Source organism: Frigidibacter sp. SD6-1, assembly GCF_030143255.1.
Lineage (GTDB): Bacteria > Pseudomonadota > Alphaproteobacteria > Rhodobacterales > Rhodobacteraceae > TMP-24.
Window position 1 is genome coordinate 54900 of sequence record NZ_JARJNR010000008.1, and the last position, 21540, is coordinate 76439.

The window sequence follows — 21540 nt, forward strand, 5'->3', positions numbered from 1 at the left end:
TCCGGGGGTGTGAAACCCCCGGCCCGCGCGTCTTTAGAAATCCATCACCAGATCGTCGCGATGCACAAGGGCTGCCCGGCCCTGATAGCCGAGGATCGTGGCGATCTCGGACGATTTATGACCGGCGATGGCCTTGGCCTCGGCCGCCGTATAGCGGATGAGCCCCTTCCCCAGCGCCTCGCCTGCGGGGCCGAGGATCGCCACCGGCTCGCCGCGCCCGAACGTGCCTGCAACCGCGCGGACGCCGGCGGGCAGGAGCGACTTGCCCTGTTCCAGCGCCGCGACCGCGCCCGCATCGACCGTGATCTCGCCCTTGGGTTTCATCGCCGCGATCCAGCGCTTGCGCGCCGCCTGAGGATCGCCGTCGGGCAGGAACCAGGTGCGGTTCGCGCCGCCAGCAAGCGCCTTCAGCGGCCGCATCACCGACCCTTCCATGATCGCCATCGCGCAGCCGCCCTGAACGGCGGTCTTGGCGGCCATCAGTTTCGTCTTCATGCCGCCCTTCGACAGGCCCGAGACCGGATCACCCGCCATCGCCTCGAGCCGGGGGGTGATCTTCTCGACGAGGTCGAACCGTTCGGCCGCCGGGTCTTCCTTGGGGTTGGCCGAATAGAACCCGTCGACGTCGGACAGCAGCACCAGCTGGTCCGCCCCTACTGTCACCGCGATCTGGGCGGCCAGCCGGTCGTTGTCGCCGAAGCGGATCTCGTCGGTCGCGACCGTGTCGTTTTCGTTCACGATCGGCACGACGCCCGCGGAGAGAAGCGTTTCCATCGTCGCGCGGCTGTTCAGATAGCGGCGGCGGTCGGCGGTGTCTTCCAGCGTCACCAGGACCTGGGCGGTGGTGATGCCATGGGGGGCCAAGACCTCCTCGTAGGCGCGGGCGAGCCTGATCTGCCCGACGGCGGCGGCGGCCTGCGCCTGTTCCAGCGCCAGCGCGCCCGTGGGCCAGCCGAGCACGCCCCGGCCGAGCGCGATGGAACCCGAAGAGACGAGGATCACGTCGGCGCCGCGCAACTTCGCCTCGACCACGTCGAGGGCGAGGGCCGACAGCCAGTCGCGCTTGAGGCCCTTGGCGTGGTCGACAAGCAGGGCCGAGCCGATCTTGACGACCAGCCTGCGCGCCTTGGTGATATCGGGCGTCAGGGCTGCCACGATGCGATATCCTCGGCCGCGTCGCTGCGCTTGTTCTGTGTGATCTCTGCCCAAAGCGCGCGCAGGACCTCGGTGACACCCTTCTTCGCCGCGCCGGACAGGAGCATCACCTCGCTGCCGCTGGCCTTTTCCAGCGAGCGCTTGCGCGACGCGAGTGTCTTTGCGTCGAGCGCGTCGATCTTGTTCAGGGCTGTGATGCGGGGTTTTGCCGCGAGCTCGGGGGAATAGGCTTCCAGCTCGGCAATGATCGTCTTGTAATCCTTGGCGATGGTCGAGGAGGTCCCATCGACGAGGTGCAGAAGCACCGAGCAGCGTTCGACATGGCCGAGGAAGAGATCGCCGAGGCCCCTGCCATCGCTTGCCCCCTCGATCAGGCCCGGAATGTCGGCCATGACAAACTCCTTGCCGTCAATTCCGACGACGCCGAGATTGGGGTGGAGCGTTGTGAACGGATAGTCCGCGATCTTCGGCCGCGCGTTCGAGACGGCGGCGAGGAAAGTGGATTTGCCGGCATTCGGCAGCCCCAGAAGGCCCGCGTCGGCGATGAGCTTGAGCCTGAGCCAGATCGTGCGTTCGATCCCCTCCTGCCCCGGATTGGCGTTCGCGGGCGCGCGGTTGGTGGCCGACTTGAAGCGCAGGTTGCCCCAGCCGCCGTTGCCGCCCTTCGCAAGGCACACGCGCTGACCGACTTTCGTCAGGTCGGCAATCAGCGTTTCCTCGTCCTCGTCGATGATCTCGGTGCCGACCGGGACCTTCAGGACGATATCGTCGCCATCCGCGCCGGTCATCTGCCGGCCCATGCCGCCCCGGCCGTTCTGGGCAAAGAAATGCTGCTGGTAGCGGAAGTCGATCAGCGTGTTCAGGCCATCGACCGCCTCGGCCCAGACCGAGCCGCCCTTACCGCCGTCGCCGCCGTCCGGCCCGCCGAATTCGACGAACTTCTCGCGCCGGAACGAGACGCAGCCGTTTCCACCCGAACCCGAACGGATATAGACTTTGGCAAGGTCGAGGAACTTCATGGGGCACGGCTTTCGGGCTGGGTCGGTCAGGCGATAGAGATTTCGGAGCGCAGGATCAAGTGGCGAGGAGTTTCGCCGCCTTTCGGCGGCGATCCGCCGGGAGGGCTCTGCCCTCCCGGACCCTCCCGAGGTATTTGAGCCAAGATGAAGAGGCGGTTTCAGGAAGGTCGCGCGGCCGACCAGCTTTCCCGCGTCAGTTCCATCCGGCACGACAGCGTATCTTCATCCGGGCGCGCCACGGTGCGTCTGATCTTGTAGCCAGCGATGCGAAAACCGAGCTTTGTCAGGACATTCGCCGACCGGGAATTGCCGTCGAAGTAACCGGACTCGATCATCGTGGCCTCAGGTTCTTCGAAATGCGCGGCAAGAACGGCGCGGGCGGCTTCGGTCGCATAGCCCCGGCCCCAGGCATGGCGCGCAAACCAGTAGCCAAGCGCGCCTTCATTGCCGATGACACCCACGAAACCCGTGCGATCCTCGATCGCCCAGGTTTCACCCGGTTCGGCGATGGACAGGAAGGTCCGGAAATCGGCCGGCCCGTAAGGAAAGGGCACGACCGCAAGCCAGCGTGTCACGTCCCAGTCGTTCAGACCGGCCACGACGGCGGCCTCGTCCGAGGCTTCAAGGGGGCGGAGGGTGAGCCGCCCCGTCTGAAGATGGGGGCGGCGCATCTCTCACCTCATCCCATCTTCTTCATGTAGGTCCAGGTGGGCACCTTGGCACTGCGCGCCACCGACCAGGCCTCGGCATCGCCGAGATAGTCGAAGCCCGCATTCACCAGCACCCGGGCGGAACCGGGATTGTCCTGAAAGACCTCGGCAAAGAGCGTGCGCGAGGCATGCGGGTTGGCCGCGACCATGGCCTGCACGGCCTCGGACGCATGGCCGGTGTTCCACAGGCCCGGCGCCACCCAGAAACCGATCTCGGACTGGTCGCGATCCATCCGCATCAGGCTGACGAGGCCGAGGACTTCGGCCTGGCCATGGGCCGCGCCGTCCATCACCCAGATATCCTCGTCACGCTTCTCCGAGAGGGCGCGCGCGACGAACGCCTCGGCCGCGCCGGGCGGCAGCGGATGGGGAATGGCCCTTGTACCCTCGGCCAGCCTTTTGTCCGACGTGTAAAGCGCGATGAGGCCCACGTCGGAGGCCCGGATCGGGCGAAGATCAAAACGCTCTGCTTCGATAACGGGTTGCAGGGCAATCGTCTCAGGTCTCACGTCTTCACTCCTCCGAAAACCGTGATCCTCCCGGGCCAGAATGGACCCGGTGGAATAAAGGTGGGCGCCACGGGGCGCGGGCGCAAGGGCGTCGTGCAGTCTGGTCGCGGATTTCGTCAGGAGCATGACAGAATCTCTCTGTCCGCTGCCGGTCCGGCCCCTACCGTTCTGGAGGCAGGCGGGAAGCCTGCGCCCGAAAGCTCAATAAAGTCTTGCGCTTGGGCGGCAAGGCCTACAGACGGTCGCGCCAGCCTTTCGGCGGCGCGGCGCCAAAGGCCCGCAAGGCGCTGGCGAAGGTCTGCCATGGGGCGCATTGCCAGGCGTTCCTGGACAATCTCTTCCGCAAGGTCGGATTGGTGACGAAGTTCAAGCGGGAAAGCGAAAGCCCAAGCGCAGCCGCGGGCGGCAAGCATCGACTCGATGCCGGTGATGCGGGTCTCACGTGAGATGTGCTTGGTCATGATGGTCCCTTTCGCTTGGCGCTTTGCGCCGGGACCCCGTCCGTCGAAACTGGAAGGGGGACCGGCTTGTCTGCCGATCCCCCTTCTGAACCTTCGGTTCTTTTCGGTTTGTCGGCTTACTCGGCCGCCTCCGTCTTGGGGAGAACCGAGATGAAGGTGCGGCCTTTGAGGCCTTTCTTGAAGGTCACGTGGCCTTCGGTGACGGCAAAGATCGTGTGGTCACGGCCCATGCCGACGCCTTCGCCCGGGAACCAGGTGGTGCCGCGCTGGCGCACGATGATATTGCCCGGAACGGCCTTTTCGCCGCCGTAGAGCTTCACGCCAAGGCGACGGCCCGCGGAATCGCGGCCGTTACGGGAGGAACCGCCTGCTTTCTTGTGTGCCATGGGTCAGTCTCCTCTTACGCGTCGGCTTTTTTCGTCGCGCGCTTGGCCTTGGGGGCTTCGGCGGCAGCGGCGGGGGCGTTGTTGTGCGCGGCGCGGCGGGCGATCGCGGTGCCGGTCGCAGCTGCGACATCCGACTTGTCCGCGCCCTTGGCGAGGATCTCGGTCACACGCACCAGCGTCAGCTTCTGACGGTGGCCACGGGTGCGCTGCGAGGAATGCTTCCGGCGGCGCTTGTGGTAGGTGATGACCTTGTCGGCCTTGATATTGTCGATGACTTCGGCCTGAACCGCGGCACCGGCCACCAGGGGCGAGCCGAGAACGGGCGCGTCGCCGCCGATCATCAGAATTTCGTTGAACTGGACTTTGTCGCCAGCATTTGCGGCAATCAGTTCGACGCGCAGCACATCGCCCGCCTGAACCTTGTATTGCTTGCCGCCCGTCTTGAGGACCGCGAACATGGGTCTTTCCTTCATCGGTTTCCGCGCCCTTCGGCCCCGTTTCCGGCGTTTGTCGGCTTGTCGCCGCCTCGGACAGCGCGCCCTCTCTCGAAGGCGTCATTGCAAAGAAATGGCCGGGCGAGTCGGATGACTTGCCCGGACCGGGGGCTTATCGGCGAGCGGGGACGCGAAGTCAAGGGCCGAAGGCTTCTTCTCAGCCAAGCAGTTCAAGGCCCGGGAAGGTCTCCAAAAGCCAGTAAGAGAAGCGCGAGAGGGAATTGGTGATCAGCGCCAGCCCGACGATGATGAGAAGAAGCCCCATTGCCTTTTCGATCAGACCCATGTGGCGCTTAACCCGCGCCATCGCATCCATCGCCCGTCCGATGAAAAGCGCGGCCAGAAGGAACGGCAGGCCGAGGCCGATCGCATAGATCGCCAGCAGCGTCGCGCCGCGCCCGACCGAGGCTTCGGAGGCGGCGATCGACAGGATCGCGCTCAGTTGCGGGCCGATACAGGGCGTCCAGCCGAAGGCGAAGGCGAGGCCCAGCACATAGGCGCCAAAGGCCGACCCGCCCCTGTCGCCGGCATCGAGCCTCGCTTCGCGGTCGAGGAAGGGGATGCGGAAGACACGCAGGAAATGCAGGCCGAGGAGGATGACCACCACACCGGAAACCTTGGTGAGCACGGGCTGATACTGCAGGAAAGCGCGCCCGAAGGCGGAGGCGGCGGCGCCCATGAGAAGGAAAACCGTGGAAAGGCCGAGCACGAAGAAAAGCGCGGGCAGGACGACCGAGCGCCTGCGCCCCGAGGCGCCGGTCAGATCGCCCATGCTGATCCCGCCCATATAGGCCAGATAGGGCGGCACCACCGGCAGGACGCAGGGGCTGAGGAACGACAGTATCCCCGCCGCCAGCGCGATGAGCGCGCCAAGCCCGAAACCTGCGTCCATGATCGACGTGTCAAACATGTCTCTGCCATAGCCGAGGCCGTGCCCGCCGTCACGCCGCCTTTCGCTGACTGGCTATCACAAGCCCGTGGACTTTTCGCCGCATCCCGCCTAACCGGCAGGCATGACCAAAGACGCCGAGATCGATGCGACCGGGCTTCTTTGCCCCCTGCCCGTCCTGAAGGCCCAGAAGCGCCTCAGGCCGATGGCGCCGGGCGAAGTGCTGCGGCTTCAGGCGACAGACCCGGCCTCCTGGGTGGATGTGCCGCATTTCTGCGCGACCGCCGGTCACCGGTTGATCGAGGCGACCGACCAGGGGGGCGTGAAGACCTATCTGATCGAGCGCGGTCCCGGGTCTTCCGAAGACTGAGACCGAAAAGCAAAACCCCGGCGCATGGCGCCGGGGTTTGCCGTTTCGTTTGCCGTTTCGTTTGCCGGTGACGTCAGCGGCCGAGCGACCACCAGCCGCGCTTCTTCTGCTTCGGCTCGTCGCTGTCGGCTGGCGTTTCCGCCGCGACCGGATCGGGCTGAAGCCCTTCGGTGGCAAGCGCCACCTGCGGTTCAGGAACCGGCGTCGGCTCAGGCGCTGCGGGCGGGGTCTCGATGGTCGTCTCTACCGCAGGTGCCGTTTCCGCAACCGCCGCCTTCTTGGCGCGCGAGCGCGCAGGCTTTGCCTTCGGCGCCGGAGCTTCGGCCGCAGGTGCCTCAGCCGCTGCCGCGGGCGAAGCCTCGGTCGAGCCCTCGGGGGCTAGTTCAACCGCAGCCTCGGCCTTCTTCGCCCGCGTCCGGCGCGCTTTCGGCTTTTCGACCGCCGCCTCCGCCGGAGCCTCGGTCGCAGGTTCAGCCGCAGGTTCAGCCTTGGCCATCGCAGGTTCGGCAGCAGCCGTCTCAGCAGCCTCAGCCGCCTTCACTTCCGCCTCGGCAGGATGGTCGGACTTGCGCGAACGGCCGCCGCGGCTGCGGCTGCGTTTGGGTTTGGCAACTGAGGCCTCTGCCTCGGCGGCGGGCTCGTCGTTGCCTTCGGCCTCCTCGCCAGCGCCATCATCGGCATCCTCACCGCTCTCGTCATCACCAGCGCCCGCCTCGGCGCCCTGCGCCTCGGCCTCGCCGTCGCGACCCCCGCGCCGGCGGCGCCGGCGGCGGCGCTTCTTCTTGCGACCGGGTTCGCCATCGCCATCGCCGCCGCGTGCCTCGGCCCGGGCTTCGCCCCGGCTCTCGGTCGTCGCCACGGCCTCGGCGGCCTCGTCTTCGACATCCTCCTCCGGCTCTTCCTCCGGCTCGTCCATCGCCGTCGTGTTCACCGAGACGACCGGCGAGAGGTTTTCCGGCACGACCCGCGTCGCGGTCTTGAACTTCTCGAGGCTGAAATCGGGGCTGACCAGCGAGGGATCGGCCTCGATCCGGACCGACAGGCCATAGCGGGCTTCGATCTGGGCTATATGCTCGCGCTTCTGGTTCATCAGATAGTTGGCGACCGCGACCGGCGCCTTGACCAGAACCTCGCGTGACCGCTTGCGGGTGCCCTCTTCCTCGATCTGGCGCAGGATCGACAGGGCAAGCGAGTCATCCGAGCGGATGATCCCCGTCCCATGGCAATGGGCGCAAGGCTGCGTGGTCGATTCCAGCATGCCCGGCCGCAGGCGCTGGCGCGACATTTCCAGAAGCCCGAAGCCCGAGATGCGGCCGACCTGGATGCGGGCGCGGTCGGTCTTCAGCTTTTCCTTCAGCCGCTTCTCGACGGAGGCGTTGTTCTTCCGCTCCTCCATGTCGATGAAGTCGATGACAATAAGGCCCGCAAGGTCGCGCAAACGCAGTTGGCGGGCGATCTCTTCGGCCGCCTCAAGATTGGTCTTGAGCGCGGTTTCCTCGATCGAGCCTTCCTTGGTCGCGCGGCCGGAGTTCACGTCGATCGCGACAAGCGCCTCGGTCACGCCGATGACGATATAGCCGCCCGATTTCAGCTGGACGACCGGGTTGAACATGCCGCCGAGGTAGCTTTCCACCTGATAGCGCGCGAAAAGCGGCATCTGTTCGGTGTAGAGCTTCACGTTCTTGGCGTGGGACGGCATGATCATCTTCATGAAGTCCTTGGCGGCGCGATAGCCCTTGTCGCCCTCGACCAGAACCTCCTCGATATCCTTGTTGTAAAGGTCGCGGATCGTCCGCTTGATCAGGTCGCCCTCCTCGTAGATCGGCGCGGGCGCGATCGATTTCAGCGTCAGGTCGCGGACCTGTTCCCACAGCCGCATCAGATATTCATAGTCGCGCTTGATCTCGGCCTTGGTGCGCTGCGATCCGGCGGTGCGGATGATGAGACCAGCGCCATCCGGCACTTCCAGATCGCCCGCGATGTCCTTCAGCTTCTTCCGATCGGCCGCATTGGTGATCTTGCGGGAAATCCCGCCACCGCGCGCGGTGTTGGGCATCAGCACGCAATAGCGGCCGGCGAGCGACAGGTAGGTGGTCAGCGCTGCGCCCTTGTTGCCGCGCTCTTCCTTCACGACCTGGACCAGCATGATCTGGCGGACCTTGATCACTTCCTGGATCTTGTAGCGGCGCGGGCGCGGCTTCCTCGGCTGACGGATTTCCTCGGCCACATCCTCTTCGGCGACCGATTCGATCTCGGGGTCGCTGTCGGCCGCGTGGTCGGCCGCGACATAGGGCTCTTCGCCGTTGCCGTTCGCGGGTTCGACGGCGTCCTGCGCCCCGACGGCCCCGACGGCCTCGTCGGCCTCGTCGGCGGCGCGGACCTGCGCCTCGCCTTCGTCTTCGCCGAGGTCGATGACCGTCATGCCGGGGATGTCATCGCTGGACCGCTTGAGGTCGCCGGCATCGGCGGCCTGCGCCTTCGCCCCGCCCCGCTGGCGACGGCGCGAGCGGCCGTGCTCCTCCGCCTCCATCGCCTCGGCATAGGCCTTTTCCTCGGCCAGGAGCGCCTGCCGGTCGGCGACGGGGATCTGGTAGTAGTCGGGATGGATTTCCGAGAAGGCGAGGAAGCCGTGACGGTTTCCGCCGTAATCCACGAAGGCTGCCTGCAGCGAGGGTTCGACCCGCGTGACCTTCGCCAGATAGATGTTTCCGGCCAGTTGCCGCTTGTTTACGGTCTCAAAATCAAATTCTTCGACCTTGTTGCCGTCCACCACCACGACGCGGGTCTCTTCCGCGTGGGTGGCATCGATAAGCATTTTCGTTGCCATTGTAGGTTCCAGACGCCAACAGCCGCCCCACCCCTGGCGGGGCCGGACGGCGATCGACGGTTTTTGCTAAGGCGATGGCGCGCGCAGACAGGTTCGGGGCGGCCTCTCGCCGTCCCCCAAGTTCCTGCCCGATCAGCGCGCGTTGCATCGCGGTTCTCATTTCCCGGAGGGTTTAGACCCTCCTGTTCTTCCGCCCGGACCTGCGCCCGGACAATGCCTTGGGCCTTCCGGCCCTTCATCCGCAAACGCGCGTCCCGACCGGTGGGGGCCTGGGATCGCGCGGCGGCGAAACTCACGGACGGCGCGCCTGATCGGCGCGACCCGTCACAAAACCGACATTAGCGGTCTTGGGGCAGCAATGACAATGGGCTTTTTGGCAGATCGCCCCTAGCCAGCCCGGGCCCCTTGTCGAGCCCTTGCGCGCGCGCCTCGGGTTTCCCGGCGAGGCGTGCACGAAAAGGGCACGACGAGCGGCCCGGTCCGGCCATAACGGGATCAGAGATAATCCTGCCTTTGCAGCCCGTATTTTGCCATCTTCTCGTTCAGCGTCCGGCGCGGCAGGCACAACTCGTCCATCACCGCCGAGATCGAGCCCTTGTGACGGCGCATCGTATTGTCGATCAGCATCTTCTCGAAGCTCTCGACATATTCCTTCAGGGGCTTGCCCTCGGTCGTCACCGTCGCCGCCGCCTCTTCATTGTCGCTCATCAGGAGCGAGGCGATCGAGCCCGAGCCGCGGCGGTTCTGCAGGACGGCGCGCTCGGCCACGTTGATCAGCTGGCGGACATTCCCGGGCCAGGGCGCCTGCAGAAGCTGGGCCGCCTCCTGTGCCGTGACCTGCGGCGCGTCGCAGCCATATTCCTCGGCGAACTGCTCGGTCATGCGGGTGAAGAGCGTGAGGATATCCTCGCCGCGCGACCGAAGGGGCGGCAGCACGATCTTCAGCGCCGACAGGCGGAAATAGAGGTCGGGGCGCAGTGCCTCCTCGGCCGAGCGGCCCTGTTCGTGATCGTTGCAGATGGCGACGATGCGGGTTTCGGCCGGCGTGCCCTGTTCGTTGATGAAGGTCAGAAGGCGGGCCTGCAGCGCCTGGCTCAGCGCCTCGATATCCTCAAGCACTAGCGTGCCGCCCCTCGCCTCCTCGACAAGCGGCATGGCGCCGCCATCATTCATCGGTCCGAACAGGCGCTGTGCCAGCATCTCCTCGGCATAGGCCGCGCAGCTGACCACCACGAACTTGCGGCCTGCCCGCGGCCCGACCGCATGCAGCGCATGCGCGACCAGCGTCTTGCCGGTGCCCGTCTCGCCATCGATCAGCACATGGCCGTCGGCCTGGCCAAGGTCGAGGATATCCTCGCGCAGCCGCTCCATCGCGGGCGAGGCGCCGATCAGCTTCTTGATGATCGTCGCGCCATCCGAAAGCTCGCGACGCAGCGCCCGATTGTCGAGCGCCATGCGGCGGTTCTGGCTGGCCTTCTTGGCAAGTTCGGTCATCCGGTCGGGATTGAAGGGCTTCTCAAGGAAATCGAAAGCACCCACCCGCATCGCCTCGACCGCCATCGGCACGTCGCCGTGCCCGGTGATCATGATCACCGGCAGCGCGCTGTCGACGCTCATCAGCTTTTTCAGGAAGGCCATCCCGTCCATGCCGGGCATCTTGATGTCTGAGACGACGACACCGGGATAGTCGGCGCCGATGGTCTTCAGCGCGTCCTCCGCACTGGGGAAGGTCTCGGTATCGAAGCCCGACAGGGCCAGCCACTGGCTGATCGACTGGCGCATGTCCTGCTCGTCATCGACAATCGCCACTTTCATCGCACGGGCCATCATTCACTCCGCCGCTCTGGTCTTCTGGTTCAGGATGGGAAGCTGCACCTCGAACACGGCGCCGCCCCCACCGGCCGCATCCTTCGGCGCATTGCGCGCCGTCAGCCGTCCGCCAAGGTCGTTCACGATACCGGACGAAATGGCAAGCCCCAGGCCGACACCCTCGCCGGGCTTCTTCGTCGTGTAGAAAGGCTCGAACAGGTTATCGAGATCGGTGACCCCCGTGCCGTTGTCACGCACGGTCAGGATCGCCATCTCGCCCGCCGTCAGGAGAAGATCGATCTGCGGCAGCGCCACATCCTTGGTCGCGTCCAGTGCATTGCGCAGGAGGTTGATGATCACCTGTTCCAGCCGGATCCGGTCGGCCATCACCATCACCGGCAGGCGCGGCATGGCGCGGGTGATCTTGACCGAACGGGTCCTGAGCGTCGGCTCCATCATCGACAGCGCGCCCGAGACACAAGAGCGAACATCTATTGGCTCAAACGCCTCGCCGCCCTTCCTCGCATAACTCTTCAGCTGCCGCGTGATCGCCCCCATCCGCTCGATCAGATCGTCAATGCGCTGGAAGGAAGACAGCGCCTCGTCCGGGCGCTTGCGCTGCAGAAGCAGGCGCGCGCCCGCCAGGTAGGTCTTCATCGCCGCGAGCGGCTGGTTCAGTTCGTGGCTGACCGAGGCCGACATCTCGCCAAGTGCCGCGAGTTTGGAGGATTGCGCCAGCGTCTGTTCGGCCACCGCCAGCTCTTTCTGCGCCTTTTCCCGCTCGGCGATCTCCTGCTGAAGGCGGCTGTTCAACTGGCGAAGTTCCGCCGATTCCCGGCGGAAGAGCGCGCTCTGCAGCTGGGCGCGGCGGGAAACCAGGTAGAAGGCCAGCGCCAGAACCAGCGCGAACCCCATGATTTCCAGCGCCAGAACCGCATTCACCCGGTCTCGGATCGAATCGTATGTGGTGAAGCTGACGATGCGCCAACCCTGGAAGGGAATGCGCAGCTCGGACCGCATCACACCCACACCGCGGACATAGGCGTCAGGCGGGTCGTTCGCCCAATCGGCCGTGACGCGCAGGGCGCGCTGGACCGCCGAGGGCGCCGATCTGACGGCGAGCGCATCGTCGATGGCAAGGCCGCGCCAGCGCGGTTCGGTCGCGAGGATGATGCGGTTCGTCGTGTCGAGAACCGCGACCGCCTCGACCTCGCCCGCCCAGGCCCGTTCGAAGCGCGACAGGTCGGCGGTGACAAGGATGACGCCGACCCGCTTGGCCTCGGCATAGACCGCACGCGAGAAGGAGAATTCGAAGCGCCCGCTGTCAAGCTCATGGACGGTGAAGACCGTCCCGCTCTGCCGCTGTGCCAGGATGAAGGCCTGGTTCTTGCCGAGATTCTGGCCCAGCCGGTTGCGGTCGGTCGCGCCGACGACCCGCCCGCCCTGATCGAGCAGAAGGATGGTCGAGGCGTCGATCTCGCGCTGGACCGACATCAGGCGCTGCGAGGTGAGCGAATAGCTCTTGTCGGCCAGCGCGCGGCTGAGCTCCGCGTCGCGGCCCAGAAGCCGTGGCACGATCGCGGTGCGCTGCAGTTCCGACATGAGCTGGCCGGAGTAAAGCGCCTGGCGGACCTCGGCGCGCGTGCGCGTCGTCTCGGTCAGACGGTCGGTCAGAAGGGCATTCGTCGCCCAGATCGAGGCGACGGCCGTGGCGATGAATGCCACCAGAATTCCCCGCATCGCCCAGAGCGACCGACGGCCACGGGGCTGCGGCGCCTCGTTCGGCCGGGCCAGGGCGGGGCTGGTTTCGTCGTCACTCGCCATGGGAACAATCTAGGCCGCGCCCGGCGCCCCGGCAAGCCGGAGGGATCAGGCGAGGGCCAGCGCCCCCGCGAGCGAGCGGAAAAGCACCGATCCGTCGGTGCCGCCAAGCCGGGCGTCCGCCGCACGCTCAGGATGGGGCATCATGCCCAGGACCCGGCGGTTCGCCGACAGGACACCGGCAATGCCCTCGGTCGCGCCGTTCACATCTTCCCGATAGGTGAAGGCGATCCTGTCTTCGTCCTTCAGCCGCGCAAGGCCGTCGGCGTCGATCGTGTAATTGCCGTCGTGATGGGCGACCGGAATATTTGCCACGTCCCCGGCATTCCAGCCGCGGGTGAAGTCGCTGTCCGAGGTTGCGACCTTGAGCGTCACGGTCTTGCAGACGAACTTCAGCCCCGCGTTGCGCATCAACGCGCCCGGCAGAAGGCCGGTTTCGGTCAGTATCTGGAAACCGTTGCAGATGCCGAGCGCGTAGCCGCCCTTTTCGACATGTTTGCGCACCGCCTGCATGATCGGCGACTGGGCGGCGATGGCGCCGCAGCGCAGATAGTCGCCGTAGGAAAAGCCGCCCGGGACGCCCACGATATCGGTGCCCTCGGGCAGGTCGTGATCCTTGTGCCAGACACGTGCGACCTTGGCCCCCGCCTGTTCGAAGGCGACCGCCAGGTCGCGATCGCAGTTCGATCCGGGGAAGGTGATGATCGCGGCTTTCATCGGCGTCTCCTCGGGGTAGATGGCTGTTGGCCGCCCCATAGCGCAAGGGCGGTGGGAGTGCCAGAGAGAATGGGGGCTCTGCCCCCAAACCCCCGGGATATTTCGAAACGAAAGAGGGTCAGCGGGTTAGGATGTGAAGTCCGTGATCACCGCGACACCCGGCGGGGTCGGGCCGTTGAAGGCAGCGAGTTCCGCCGAGGCCGAGGAGAGAGGGACGCGGCGGGCGATGAGGGGAGAGAGATCGACCCGGCCCGCCTCGATCAGCGACAGAAGGCTCGGGTAACGCCAGGCGGGCATGCCGCGCGTGCCGAAGATCGCCAGCTGGCCGGAATAGACCGTGTCCCAGGGCAGCGTCATGTTGACATGGCGCCCGGCCGGCATGCCGATCTGGACCATGCGGCCGAGTTTGCCGAGCGCGCGCAGCGCGCTGGCCGTCGTCTCCTCGATCCCGAGCGCCTCGAGCGCCACATGGGCGCCCCCGCCCGTCAGGGCGCGGATCGCGGCGGGGGCATCTTCAGTCCTTGCGTTGATCACCGCGTCGGCCCCCAGCGCCTGCGCCTGGGCGAGCTTTTCCGCGACGACATCGACGACGATGGTCCGCGCGCCGATGGCGCGGGCCAGGAGCATCGCCGACAGGCCCACCCCGCCGCCGCCGAAGATCGCCACCCATTCGCCGGGCTTCACGGCGGCGCGCCCGGTCAGCGCATGCCAGGCGGTCGTGACACGGCAGCCAAGGGCGGCGGCAAGCGCGGGGTCCATGCCTTCGGGCAGGCCGGTCAGGTTCGCGTCGGCATGCGGCACCGCCAGATATTCGGCGAAGGCGCCCGGCCGGTTGAACCCGGGAATGGCCTGCGTCGGGCAGGTCGTCTGGTTTCCGGCTGCACAGGCCGGGCAGGTGCCGCAGGCGAGGATGAAGGGCGCGATCACCCGGTCGCCGGGGCGCCAGCCGCGAACGAGCGGCCCGCACTCCTCGACGATGCCGCAATATTCATGGCCAGGGATATGGGGCAGATGGACGTCCGGGTCGGTGCCCGTCCAGCTGTGCCAGTCCGACCGGCAGACGCCGCAGGCCAGGACCTTCAGGACGACCCCGTCGGCCGGACAGTCCGGCATGGGAACGTCGGTGACATCAAGATCCCGGTTGAATTCCGCCAAGACCGCCGCGCGCATCCCAAGTCTCCCTCGTCGCTGGACAGACAGGGCGCGGGTTTTGCGGGAAAGGCAAGCGCAAGCGCGACGGGGCATGTCGGGAATGGCATGTACCCCCACACCCCCGTCCCGGGCTTGACCCGGGACCTCCTGCCGCGACGGAGAGCTCCCGGGTCGAGCCCGGGAGGGGCGTTTCAGGCGATCTCGACCGAGTATTTCTCGATCACGGTGTTGGCGAGGAGCTTCTCGCACATGACCTTCACCTCGGCCTCGGCGGCGGCACGGTCGGTCGCGACGAGGTCGAGCTCGATCACCTTTCCCTGCCGTACGCCGTTCACGCCCTGAAAACCGAGCGTGCCGAGCGCATGGCGCACCGCCTCGCCCTGAGGGTCAAGGACGCCGTCCTTCAGCATGACATGGACACGGGCTTTCATGGGTGGCTCCTTCGCTGTCGGGCTCGCGCGTCCCATAGCGCCCTGCCTGAGACGCCGCAACCCCTGTGGGTGGCGCTGCTCACCTCTGCGGGCCTCGCGCGTCGTCAGGCGCTGCCACGCGCGCAGCATAGCCCTCAGTCGCCGTCGCGAGCCCGTCGACGAGCTTGCGGAAGCGGGTACCAGTGTAAAGGCCGACAGCGCCAAGACTAGCGAGTACCACAGACGGCCAGTGCGCCCAGAAGGAGACGGCCGCATCGGCGCCAGCCGAATAAATGCGAGCAGCCGCCAGGGCGAGCGCGAGGCCGAGTACGATCCAGCCGAACCGCAGCATCCGCCGCGCGGCGGAGCCGAGTTGCCAATGCAGAACCTGAACGACCAGATAGGCCGCAAGGCGCGTCAGAAGCCCTGACTTCGGCGTCATCTCAGTTGATCAGCGTGGGTTTCGTCATCGGCGTCGACTGCGTGGGCAGCACGCCCAGACGCCGCGCCACCTCGGAATAGGCATCCGTCAGGCTGCCCAGATCGCGGCGGAAGACATCCTTGTCGAGCTTCTGGCCGGTCTTGATGTCCCAGAGCCGACACGAGTCGGGGCTGATCTCGTCCGCCACGATCAGGCGCATGAAATCGCCGTCCCAGATGCGGCCGATCTCGATCTTGAAGTCGACAAGCTTGATGCCCGCGCCGTAGAAGACGCCCGAGAGGAAATCGTTGACGCGGAGCGCCAGCGAGATGATGTCGTCGAGGTCCTGCTGGGTCGCCCAGCCGAAGGCGACGATATATTCCTCGCTCACCATCGGATCGCCGAGCGCGTCATTCTTGTAGCTGTATTCGACGATCGGGCGCGGCAGGGCAGTGCCCTCCTCCATGCCAAGGCGCTTGGCGATGGAGCCTGCGGCGAAGTTCCGCACGATCACCTCAAGCGGGATGATCTCCACCTGGCGGATCAGCTGCTCGCGCATGTTCAGGCGGCGGATGAAATGGTTCGGGATGCCGATGTTCGTCAGCCCCTGCATGAAGAATTCGCTGAGGCGGTTGTTCAGGACACCCTTGCCCTCGATCGTCGCCTTCTTCTGGGCGTTGAAGGCGGTCGCGTCATCCTTGAAATATTGCACGAACGTGCCGGGTTCGGGGCCTTCGTACAGGATCTTGGCCTTGCCTTCGTAGACTTTCTTCCGGCGCGACATGGCGTCTCCCTTCAACCCTCGGGACAGGGCGCCTGCCTCGGCGGCACCCGGCTTGCCGCCCCTATAGGCCAGATGCCCCTGCCCCGCAAGGCGCGGGATCGAGCTTCCCCCGGAGGCGCGAGCCGGGGTAGCCTGCACCAGGACGCAGACCGGAGGAGAGATGGGACGCGAGGCGATCTGCACGATCCGCTGGCAGGGCGAGGCCGCCGAGGGCAAGGCGCTGCTGGAGGGCGAAGAAATCGTCCTGCGCGGCGATATCCGCGCCCGCATTCCGCGCGCCGCGATCACGCGGGCCGAGGTCGATGGCGAGGGGCTGCGGCTTCTGACTGCGGGCAGCTGGCTGGAACTCGACCTTGGGGCGAAGGCGGCGGAAAGCTGGCGGAAGGCGATCCTCAAGGGGCCGCCGACGCTCGCCGAAAAGCTCGGGGTCGGGTGCGGCGCGCGGGCCTTCGCCCTGACGCCCCTGACCGACGAGGCGGTGATCGCCGCGCTTTCGGGCGCCCTGGCGCCGCAAGCGGCGGGCGCGGCCTTCCTGATCGCGGAGCTGAAGTCGGACGCGGGGCTGGAGGCCGCGCTTGCCGCTGCTGAAGCTCCTGCAGCGCCGCCGATCTGGTGCCTCTTTCCCAAGGGCAAGGGGGCAGAGCCGCCGGATGCGCGCGTGCGCGAGGTCTTTCGCGCGGCGGGTTTCGTCGATGTCAAAAGCTGCGCCGTCTCGGCCCGGCTGACCGCCACCCGTTACCAGCGGCGGCGAGGCTGATGCGGCACCCGGGCGCCCTTTCCGATGGCGCTCTGGACCTCGGCGCCACAATTCCTATATATTCGCTCGGGAAATCCGGGGAATGAGATGACCGCAGAACCGACCGAACCGATCGAAGGCACGCCGCTGATCAAGCCGTCCTCGACCGACCATCCGCTCTACGACAATGTCGTGGATGCCTGCCGCACGGTCTACGACCCCGAAATCCCGGTGAACATCTACGATCTGGGCCTTGTCTACACGATCGAGATTTCGCCCGAGAACGCCGTCGGCATCATCATGACGCTGACCGCCCCCGGCTGCCCGGTCGCGGGCGAGATGCCCGGCTGGGTGCAGAACGCGGTCGAGGCGGTCGACGGCGTGCGGGACGTCGATGTCAGCATGACCTTCGAGCCGCAATGGGGCATGGACATGATGTCCGACGAGGCCCGGCTGGAACTGGGGTTCATGTAGCGGGCGGTCGCCTGAGGATTGGGGACCAAACAATATCGGAACCGCTTGGGCAGGTCACGCGCCCGCCCCAGTTGATTCAGCGAATTGCCCGGCAGCGACCGATCATGAAGCAGCCAAGCCGCCTGTCGGTCTTCAGTTCGATCTGCAAGCAACTGATTTATTTGGTGGAGCCAAGGGGAGTCGAACCCCTGACCTCTTGAATGCCATTCAAGCGCTCTCCCAACTGAGCTATGGCCCCACCGGAGGTCCGGGCCATCCGGCCCGCGTGGGCTGTGCTATAGGCAGTCGGGCCGACGGGCGCAAGAGGAAAACGAGGGTCCTGGCGGAGTTTCTGCGGCGGCGCGGCACCGCCTTCGGCGCGCCCCGAAAAGGCGAACGCCGCCCCGGGCGGACCGGCGCGGCGTTCGGTGGAAACATCCTCTGCAGAGGCGATCAGACTTCGTCTTCGCCGCCGCCGACATCGGCGATATCGTCGAGCGAGACATTGTCGTCCTCGTCATCGTCGAGGAGATCGTCGTCAAGGTCGCTGTCGTTGCCCGCCTCGTCCAGATCGGTATCGTCGGCCAGATCGTCGAGGTCGAGATCGCGTTCCTTCACCACCGCCTTCTCGGCGATCATCGCCCGGCCGCGGGTCATCACGAGGCTTTCAGCGGTGAAGCTGTGGCCGCATTCCGGGCAGGTCATCGGGTCGCGCTTCAGGTCGTAGAAGCGGCTGGCACAATGCGGGCAGAGGCGTTTTGTGCCCCATTCGTCCTTTGGCATGGAACTCTCCTTCCGTGCGCGTCTATCTCAGAGTCGCAGCCAAATGTCACAAGTGCCGGGGGCTGTCAAACGCTTTGCTCGCGCGGCCGTCCCCGGTGGAAATCGGCCCTTTCCCCGGCGTGGCGGACGGGCGAGAATGTGGCCGAGGAAAGGGCAGAGATGAACCACCGCGATCTTCCCGGCCATCCGGGCGTAACACTCGTTCTGCGCCGCACGGCGCGGGCGCGGCGGTTTTCGCTGCGTGTCTCGGGGCTCGACGGTCAGGTCACCCTGTCGCTGCCCGCCCGGGCGCGCGAGGGCGATGCCCTGGCCTTTGCCGCAGAACAGGCCGACTGGATCGTCAAGGCCCGCGCCCGGATCGGCAGCGCGGTCGATGTGGGCTTCGGCACGGTCTTGCCGGTGGAGGGCCAGCCCCTGACCCTTGAGCCCGCCGATGTCCGGTCGCCGCGCATCGAGGGGGGCGACCTCCTCCTGCCCCGCGACCCGGGCAAGGCGGCGGCGCGGGCAGCGGCCTGGCTCAAGTTCCGGGCGCGGGCGCGGCTGGTCGAGGCGTCAGCGCGTTACGCCGCACAGCTCGGGCGCGCGCATGGCCCGATCACGCTGCGCGACACCCGTTCGCGCTGGGGCTCCTGCGCGGCGGACGGGGCGCTCATGTATTCCTGGCGGCTGATCCTCGCCCCGCCCGAGGTGCTCGACTATGTCGCGGCGCACGAGGTGGCGCATCTCGTCGAGATGAACCACTCGCCCGCCTTCTGGGCGGTGGTGGCGCGGCTGATGCCCGACTATCAGCGTCACCGCCGCTGGCTGAAACGCGAGGGCGCCGGGCTGCACCGCTACCGGTTCGACGCCCGTTGACCCGCTTCTGCGCCCGTGATCACATGGCGCCATGATCGCCCCGCGCACGCTCGATCCCGGCCTCGCCTCGCATGACCGCGTCTACCGGACGCTGCGCCAGCAGATCATGCATGGCGAACTGCCTCCCGGACAGGCCCTGACGATCCGGGGACTGGCCGAGCAGTTCGGCCTGTCGATGACGCCGGTGCGCGAGGCGCTGAGGCGGCTTGCCGCCGAAGGTGCGGTGACATTGTCGGCGTCGGGCCGGGTCGCGACGCCGGAACTGACCAACGACCGGATCGAGGAGCTGGCGGCGCTCCGCGCGCTCCTCGAGCCCGAGCTTGCCAGCCGCGCCCTGCCCCGCGTCCATATGGCGCTGGTCGAGCGGATGCAGGCGATCAATGCCGCCAATCAGGAGGCGGCGCTCCGGCGCGATGCGGTGGGCTATCTGCGCACCAATCTGGAGTTCCACCGGCTTCTCTACCTGCGCGCCCAGTCGCCCGCGATCCTTGCGGTTGCCGAAACCGTCTGGCTGCAGTTGGGCCCCACCATGCGCGCGCTTTACGCGCGCCTCGTTCGCCGCGAACCACCGCAACATCACCGCATGATCATCGCAGCGCTCAAGGCGGGCGACGAGCCCGGCCTGAGGCTCGCGGTCCGGACCGATGTGACGCAGGGCCTGAGGCATCTGGTGACCTAAGGGACTCACCCGCCCGACAAACCGCCCTTCCCTTCTTGCCGGGGCGGCAGCGCTCGTTTAAACAGGCGGGGCGTTGCCCTCTTAGCTCAGCTGGCCAGAGCAACCGCCTTGTAAGCGGTAGGTCGTCCGTTCGAATCGGACAGGGGGCACGCGCAATCGCCTGACGAAAAAGCGAAACGCCGGGGCCGAGGCCACCGGCGGTTCATGGTCTTGTCGTCCCGGACCGGCGCGTGAACCCGTCGGCTGACCGGTGCGCGCCTCAGGCCTTTTCCAGTTCGAACGCGTCGTGCAGCGCCTGCACGGCCAGTTCCATATACTTGCGGTCGATGAGGACGGAGATCTTGATCTCGGACGTGCCGATGACCTTGATGTTCACATTCTCCGCCGCGAGTGCCGAGAACATCTTGGCGGCGACGCCCGCATGGCTGCGCATCCCGATTCCGACGACCGAGACCTTGGCGACATCTGTATCGACGACCAGATCCTCGTATACGATCGACCCGGCAGCGCGGGCATCCTCGACCGCCCTCTTGGCGCGTTCGACCTGGTTGACCGGGCAGGAGAAGGTCATGTCGGTGACGGCGCCGGGATGGGCATCGTCATGGCCCTTCTCGGAGATGTTCTGGACGATCATGTCCACGTTCACGCCCGCGTCGGCCAAAGGCCCGAAGATCGCCGAGGCGACGCCCGGCCGGTCCTCGACCGTGACGAGGGTGATCTTGGCTTCGTCGCGGCTGTAGGCGACGCCCGAGACGACTTTCGATTCCATGATTTCCTCCTCGTCGCACACCAGGGTGCCGGACGTTTCATCGGTATCTTCAAAGGACGATAGCACCCGCAGGCGCACCTTGTAGCGCATGGCAAGCTCGACCGAGCGGGTCTGCAGGACCTTGGCGCCGAGGGATGCCAGTTCCAGCATCTCCTCGAAGGCGATCTTGTCCATCTTGCGCGCCTTGGCGCAGATGCGCGGATCGGTCGTGTAGACGCCGTCCACGTCGGTGTAGATGTCGCAGCGCTCGGCCCCGAAGGCGGCGGCGAAGGCCACTGCGGTCGTGTCCGACCCGCCCCGGCCGAGCGTGGTAATGCGTCCCTCCGGGCTGACGCCCTGGAAACCCGCGACCACGGCGACCTTGAACCCTTCGGCGAATTTCGCGTCGAGATTGTCGCGCGGGATCGAGACGAAGCGGGCGGAGCCATGGGCGGACGTCGTGTTGATCGGCACCTGCCAGCCCTGCCAGGACCGCGCCGGCACGCCCATCTCCTGCAACCTGAGCGCCATCAGCCCGGCGGTGATATTCTCGCCCGAGGCGACGACCGCGTCATATTCGCGGGCATCATACAGCTTCGAAGTGGTCTCGACCCAGCCCACCAGCTCGTTCGTCTTGCCCGACATGGCCGAGACGATGACGATCACGTAATAGCCACGCTCGACCTCTTTCCGGACCTTCTTGGCAGCATTCTCGATCCGCTCCAGGTCGGCCACCGACGTGCCGCCGAATTTCATAACAAGAAGCGGCATCTGCCCCCCTTTTGTCCCGGAACGGGTTCCGCTGATCGAACCGCGGGCTTCTTATGCGCGCAGGGGGGAGAGGGCAAGAGGCGAAAGCGGCGCGAAAGGTCAGGTCGCCTCTTCTTCAAGGTGCAGCTTCATGTCGATCAGCACCTTCTGGATCGCCAGCGTCTCGTTCAAGAGCCGCTTGGCCTCGTTGATCGAAATCCGGCCATCCTCGATCGAGGCGTTATATTCCGCCATCAGCATCGCGAACCGCTGGCTGAGGGCCACGACATCCGAATTCACGCCCCCCTTGCCGTCGCCCCTGCGGTCCTGGTCGTAGGAAAGCGTGATGCCGCGCAGGTCGGCAAGCGCGGCCGTGACATGGGGAAAGCGCGAAGCGGCTTCGAGCGCCGCCACCACGTCGATCGGCATGAACCGGTCACCATGCTCCGGATCGTCGGAATAATAGCGACCAAGCGTCGCCTTGGACTTGCCGGAAAGGGCGGCGGCGGCCTCGATGCCCACATCCTTCACCAGCGCCTCGGTATGACGCTTGAGATAATTCGTCGCCGTCCTTGCCACGTCCCGCCCCCCGCAAGTCAGGC

General features: G+C 66.5%; 24 protein-coding genes and 2 tRNA genes. 6 read left to right on the top strand and 20 right to left on the bottom strand.

Features of this window, described 5'->3' with window-relative positions; all coding sequences use genetic code 11:
- Window positions 1–33 precede the first annotated feature (33 nt).
- The 8 genes from proB to P0645_RS15300 form a co-directional block, all read right to left on the bottom strand.
- Window positions 34–1155: a glutamate 5-kinase gene (proB, locus tag P0645_RS15265; protein WP_284165452.1), complete on the bottom strand. Its 1122-nt coding sequence runs from the start codon at window positions 1153–1155 to the stop codon at window positions 34–36.
- Window positions 1143–2174: a GTPase ObgE gene (obgE, locus tag P0645_RS15270; protein WP_284165453.1), complete on the bottom strand. Its 1032-nt coding sequence runs from the start codon at window positions 2172–2174 to the stop codon at window positions 1143–1145. Before obgE ends, proB begins: the two co-directional genes overlap by 13 nt.
- Before the next feature lie 158 nt (window positions 2175–2332).
- Window positions 2333–2845: a GNAT family N-acetyltransferase gene (locus P0645_RS15275; RefSeq protein ID WP_284165454.1), complete on the bottom strand. Its 513-nt coding sequence runs from the start codon at window positions 2843–2845 to the stop codon at window positions 2333–2335.
- 8 nt (window positions 2846–2853) lie between these two features.
- The gene (locus tag P0645_RS15280) at window positions 2854–3393 is read right to left on the bottom strand and encodes a GNAT family N-acetyltransferase (protein WP_284165455.1); all 540 of its coding nucleotides are present in this window, start codon (window positions 3391–3393) and stop codon (window positions 2854–2856) included.
- A 116-nt stretch (window positions 3394–3509) separates the two neighbouring features.
- On the bottom strand, window positions 3510–3854 hold the full coding sequence (locus P0645_RS15285) for a glycosyltransferase family 29 protein (protein WP_284165456.1): 345 nt from the start codon (window positions 3852–3854) through the stop codon (window positions 3510–3512).
- 116 nt (window positions 3855–3970) lie between these two features.
- A complete protein-coding gene (gene rpmA / locus P0645_RS15290) occupies window positions 3971–4240 on the bottom strand; it encodes a 50S ribosomal protein L27 (RefSeq protein WP_284165457.1) in 270 nt (89 codons plus the stop codon).
- 14 nt (window positions 4241–4254) lie between these two features.
- Complete coding sequence (gene rplU / locus P0645_RS15295) at window positions 4255–4698, bottom strand: 50S ribosomal protein L21 (RefSeq protein ID WP_284165458.1); 444 nt, start codon at window positions 4696–4698, stop codon at window positions 4255–4257.
- A gap of 193 nt (window positions 4699–4891) precedes the next feature.
- On the bottom strand, window positions 4892–5644 hold the full coding sequence (locus P0645_RS15300) for a cytochrome c biogenesis CcdA family protein (RefSeq protein WP_284165459.1): 753 nt from the start codon (window positions 5642–5644) through the stop codon (window positions 4892–4894).
- A 103-nt stretch (window positions 5645–5747) separates the two neighbouring features.
- Here P0645_RS15300 and P0645_RS15305 point away from each other — a divergent pair, with 103 nt between their 5' ends.
- Window positions 5748–5993, top strand: a complete 246-nt coding sequence (locus P0645_RS15305) for a sulfurtransferase TusA family protein (protein WP_284165460.1) — start codon at window positions 5748–5750, stop codon at window positions 5991–5993.
- A gap of 73 nt (window positions 5994–6066) precedes the next feature.
- Here P0645_RS15305 and P0645_RS15310 read toward each other — a convergent pair whose 3' ends face one another.
- The 8 genes from P0645_RS15310 to purC form a co-directional block, all read right to left on the bottom strand.
- Window positions 6067–8820 carry an Rne/Rng family ribonuclease gene (locus P0645_RS15310; protein ID WP_284165461.1) on the bottom strand — a complete coding sequence of 918 codons (2754 nt, stop codon included), beginning with the start codon at window positions 8818–8820 and terminating at the stop codon, window positions 6067–6069.
- Between the two features lie 495 nt (window positions 8821–9315).
- Complete coding sequence (locus tag P0645_RS15315) at window positions 9316–10647, bottom strand: sigma-54-dependent transcriptional regulator (RefSeq protein ID WP_284165538.1); 1332 nt, start codon at window positions 10645–10647, stop codon at window positions 9316–9318.
- A gap of 3 nt (window positions 10648–10650) precedes the next feature.
- Complete coding sequence (locus tag P0645_RS15320) at window positions 10651–12453, bottom strand: sensor histidine kinase (protein WP_502855123.1); 1803 nt, start codon at window positions 12451–12453, stop codon at window positions 10651–10653.
- Between the two features lie 45 nt (window positions 12454–12498).
- On the bottom strand, window positions 12499–13167 hold the full coding sequence (gene purQ, locus P0645_RS15325) for a phosphoribosylformylglycinamidine synthase subunit PurQ (RefSeq protein ID WP_284165462.1): 669 nt from the start codon (window positions 13165–13167) through the stop codon (window positions 12499–12501).
- Between the two features lie 126 nt (window positions 13168–13293).
- On the bottom strand, window positions 13294–14337 hold the full coding sequence (locus P0645_RS15330; RefSeq protein WP_284165463.1) for a zinc-dependent alcohol dehydrogenase family protein: 1044 nt from the start codon (window positions 14335–14337) through the stop codon (window positions 13294–13296).
- Between the two features lie 173 nt (window positions 14338–14510).
- On the bottom strand, window positions 14511–14750 hold the full coding sequence (gene purS / locus P0645_RS15335; RefSeq protein WP_284165464.1) for a phosphoribosylformylglycinamidine synthase subunit PurS: 240 nt from the start codon (window positions 14748–14750) through the stop codon (window positions 14511–14513).
- 79 nt (window positions 14751–14829) lie between these two features.
- Complete coding sequence (locus P0645_RS15340; protein ID WP_284165465.1) at window positions 14830–15171, bottom strand: hypothetical protein; 342 nt, start codon at window positions 15169–15171, stop codon at window positions 14830–14832.
- Between the two features lies 1 nt (window position 15172).
- Window positions 15173–15934 carry a phosphoribosylaminoimidazolesuccinocarboxamide synthase gene (gene purC, locus P0645_RS15345; protein ID WP_284165466.1) on the bottom strand — a complete coding sequence of 254 codons (762 nt, stop codon included), beginning with the start codon at window positions 15932–15934 and terminating at the stop codon, window positions 15173–15175.
- Between the two features lie 160 nt (window positions 15935–16094).
- Between purC and P0645_RS15350 the strand changes: the two genes are divergently transcribed.
- Window positions 16095–16691 (top strand): hypothetical protein, encoded by a 597-nt coding sequence (locus P0645_RS15350; protein WP_284165467.1) that lies wholly within the window; start codon window positions 16095–16097, stop codon window positions 16689–16691.
- 87 nt (window positions 16692–16778) lie between these two features.
- On the top strand, window positions 16779–17144 hold the full coding sequence (locus P0645_RS15355) for an SUF system Fe-S cluster assembly protein (RefSeq protein WP_284165468.1): 366 nt from the start codon (window positions 16779–16781) through the stop codon (window positions 17142–17144).
- Window positions 17145–17306: 162 nt separating this feature from the next.
- Here P0645_RS15355 and P0645_RS15360 read toward each other — a convergent pair.
- Both P0645_RS15360 and P0645_RS15365 read right to left on the bottom strand, forming a co-directional pair.
- Window positions 17307–17382, bottom strand: a tRNA-Ala gene (locus P0645_RS15360).
- Window positions 17383–17576: 194 nt separating this feature from the next.
- Window positions 17577–17906: a TIGR02300 family protein gene (locus P0645_RS15365; protein WP_284165469.1), complete on the bottom strand. Its 330-nt coding sequence runs from the start codon at window positions 17904–17906 to the stop codon at window positions 17577–17579.
- Between the two features lie 159 nt (window positions 17907–18065).
- On the opposite strand from P0645_RS15365, the gene P0645_RS15370 reads away from it, so the two are divergent.
- The 3 genes from P0645_RS15370 (at window position 18066) to P0645_RS15380 (ending at window position 19589) form a co-directional block, all read left to right on the top strand.
- Window positions 18066–18761, top strand: a complete 696-nt coding sequence (locus tag P0645_RS15370) for a M48 family metallopeptidase (protein WP_284165470.1) — start codon at window positions 18066–18068, stop codon at window positions 18759–18761.
- Window positions 18762–18792: 31 nt separating this feature from the next.
- Window positions 18793–19440 carry a GntR family transcriptional regulator gene (locus tag P0645_RS15375; RefSeq protein ID WP_284165471.1) on the top strand — a complete coding sequence of 216 codons (648 nt, stop codon included), beginning with the start codon at window positions 18793–18795 and terminating at the stop codon, window positions 19438–19440.
- Window positions 19441–19515: 75 nt separating this feature from the next.
- Window positions 19516–19589, top strand: a tRNA-Thr gene (locus P0645_RS15380).
- Window positions 19590–19699: 110 nt separating this feature from the next.
- Here P0645_RS15380 and P0645_RS15385 read toward each other — a convergent pair.
- Window positions 19700–20959 (bottom strand): aspartate kinase, encoded by a 1260-nt coding sequence (locus P0645_RS15385; protein ID WP_284165472.1) that lies wholly within the window; start codon window positions 20957–20959, stop codon window positions 19700–19702.
- 99 nt (window positions 20960–21058) lie between these two features.
- Complete coding sequence (locus tag P0645_RS15390) at window positions 21059–21517, bottom strand: hypothetical protein (RefSeq protein ID WP_284165473.1); 459 nt, start codon at window positions 21515–21517, stop codon at window positions 21059–21061.
- Window positions 21518–21540 lie beyond the last annotated feature (23 nt).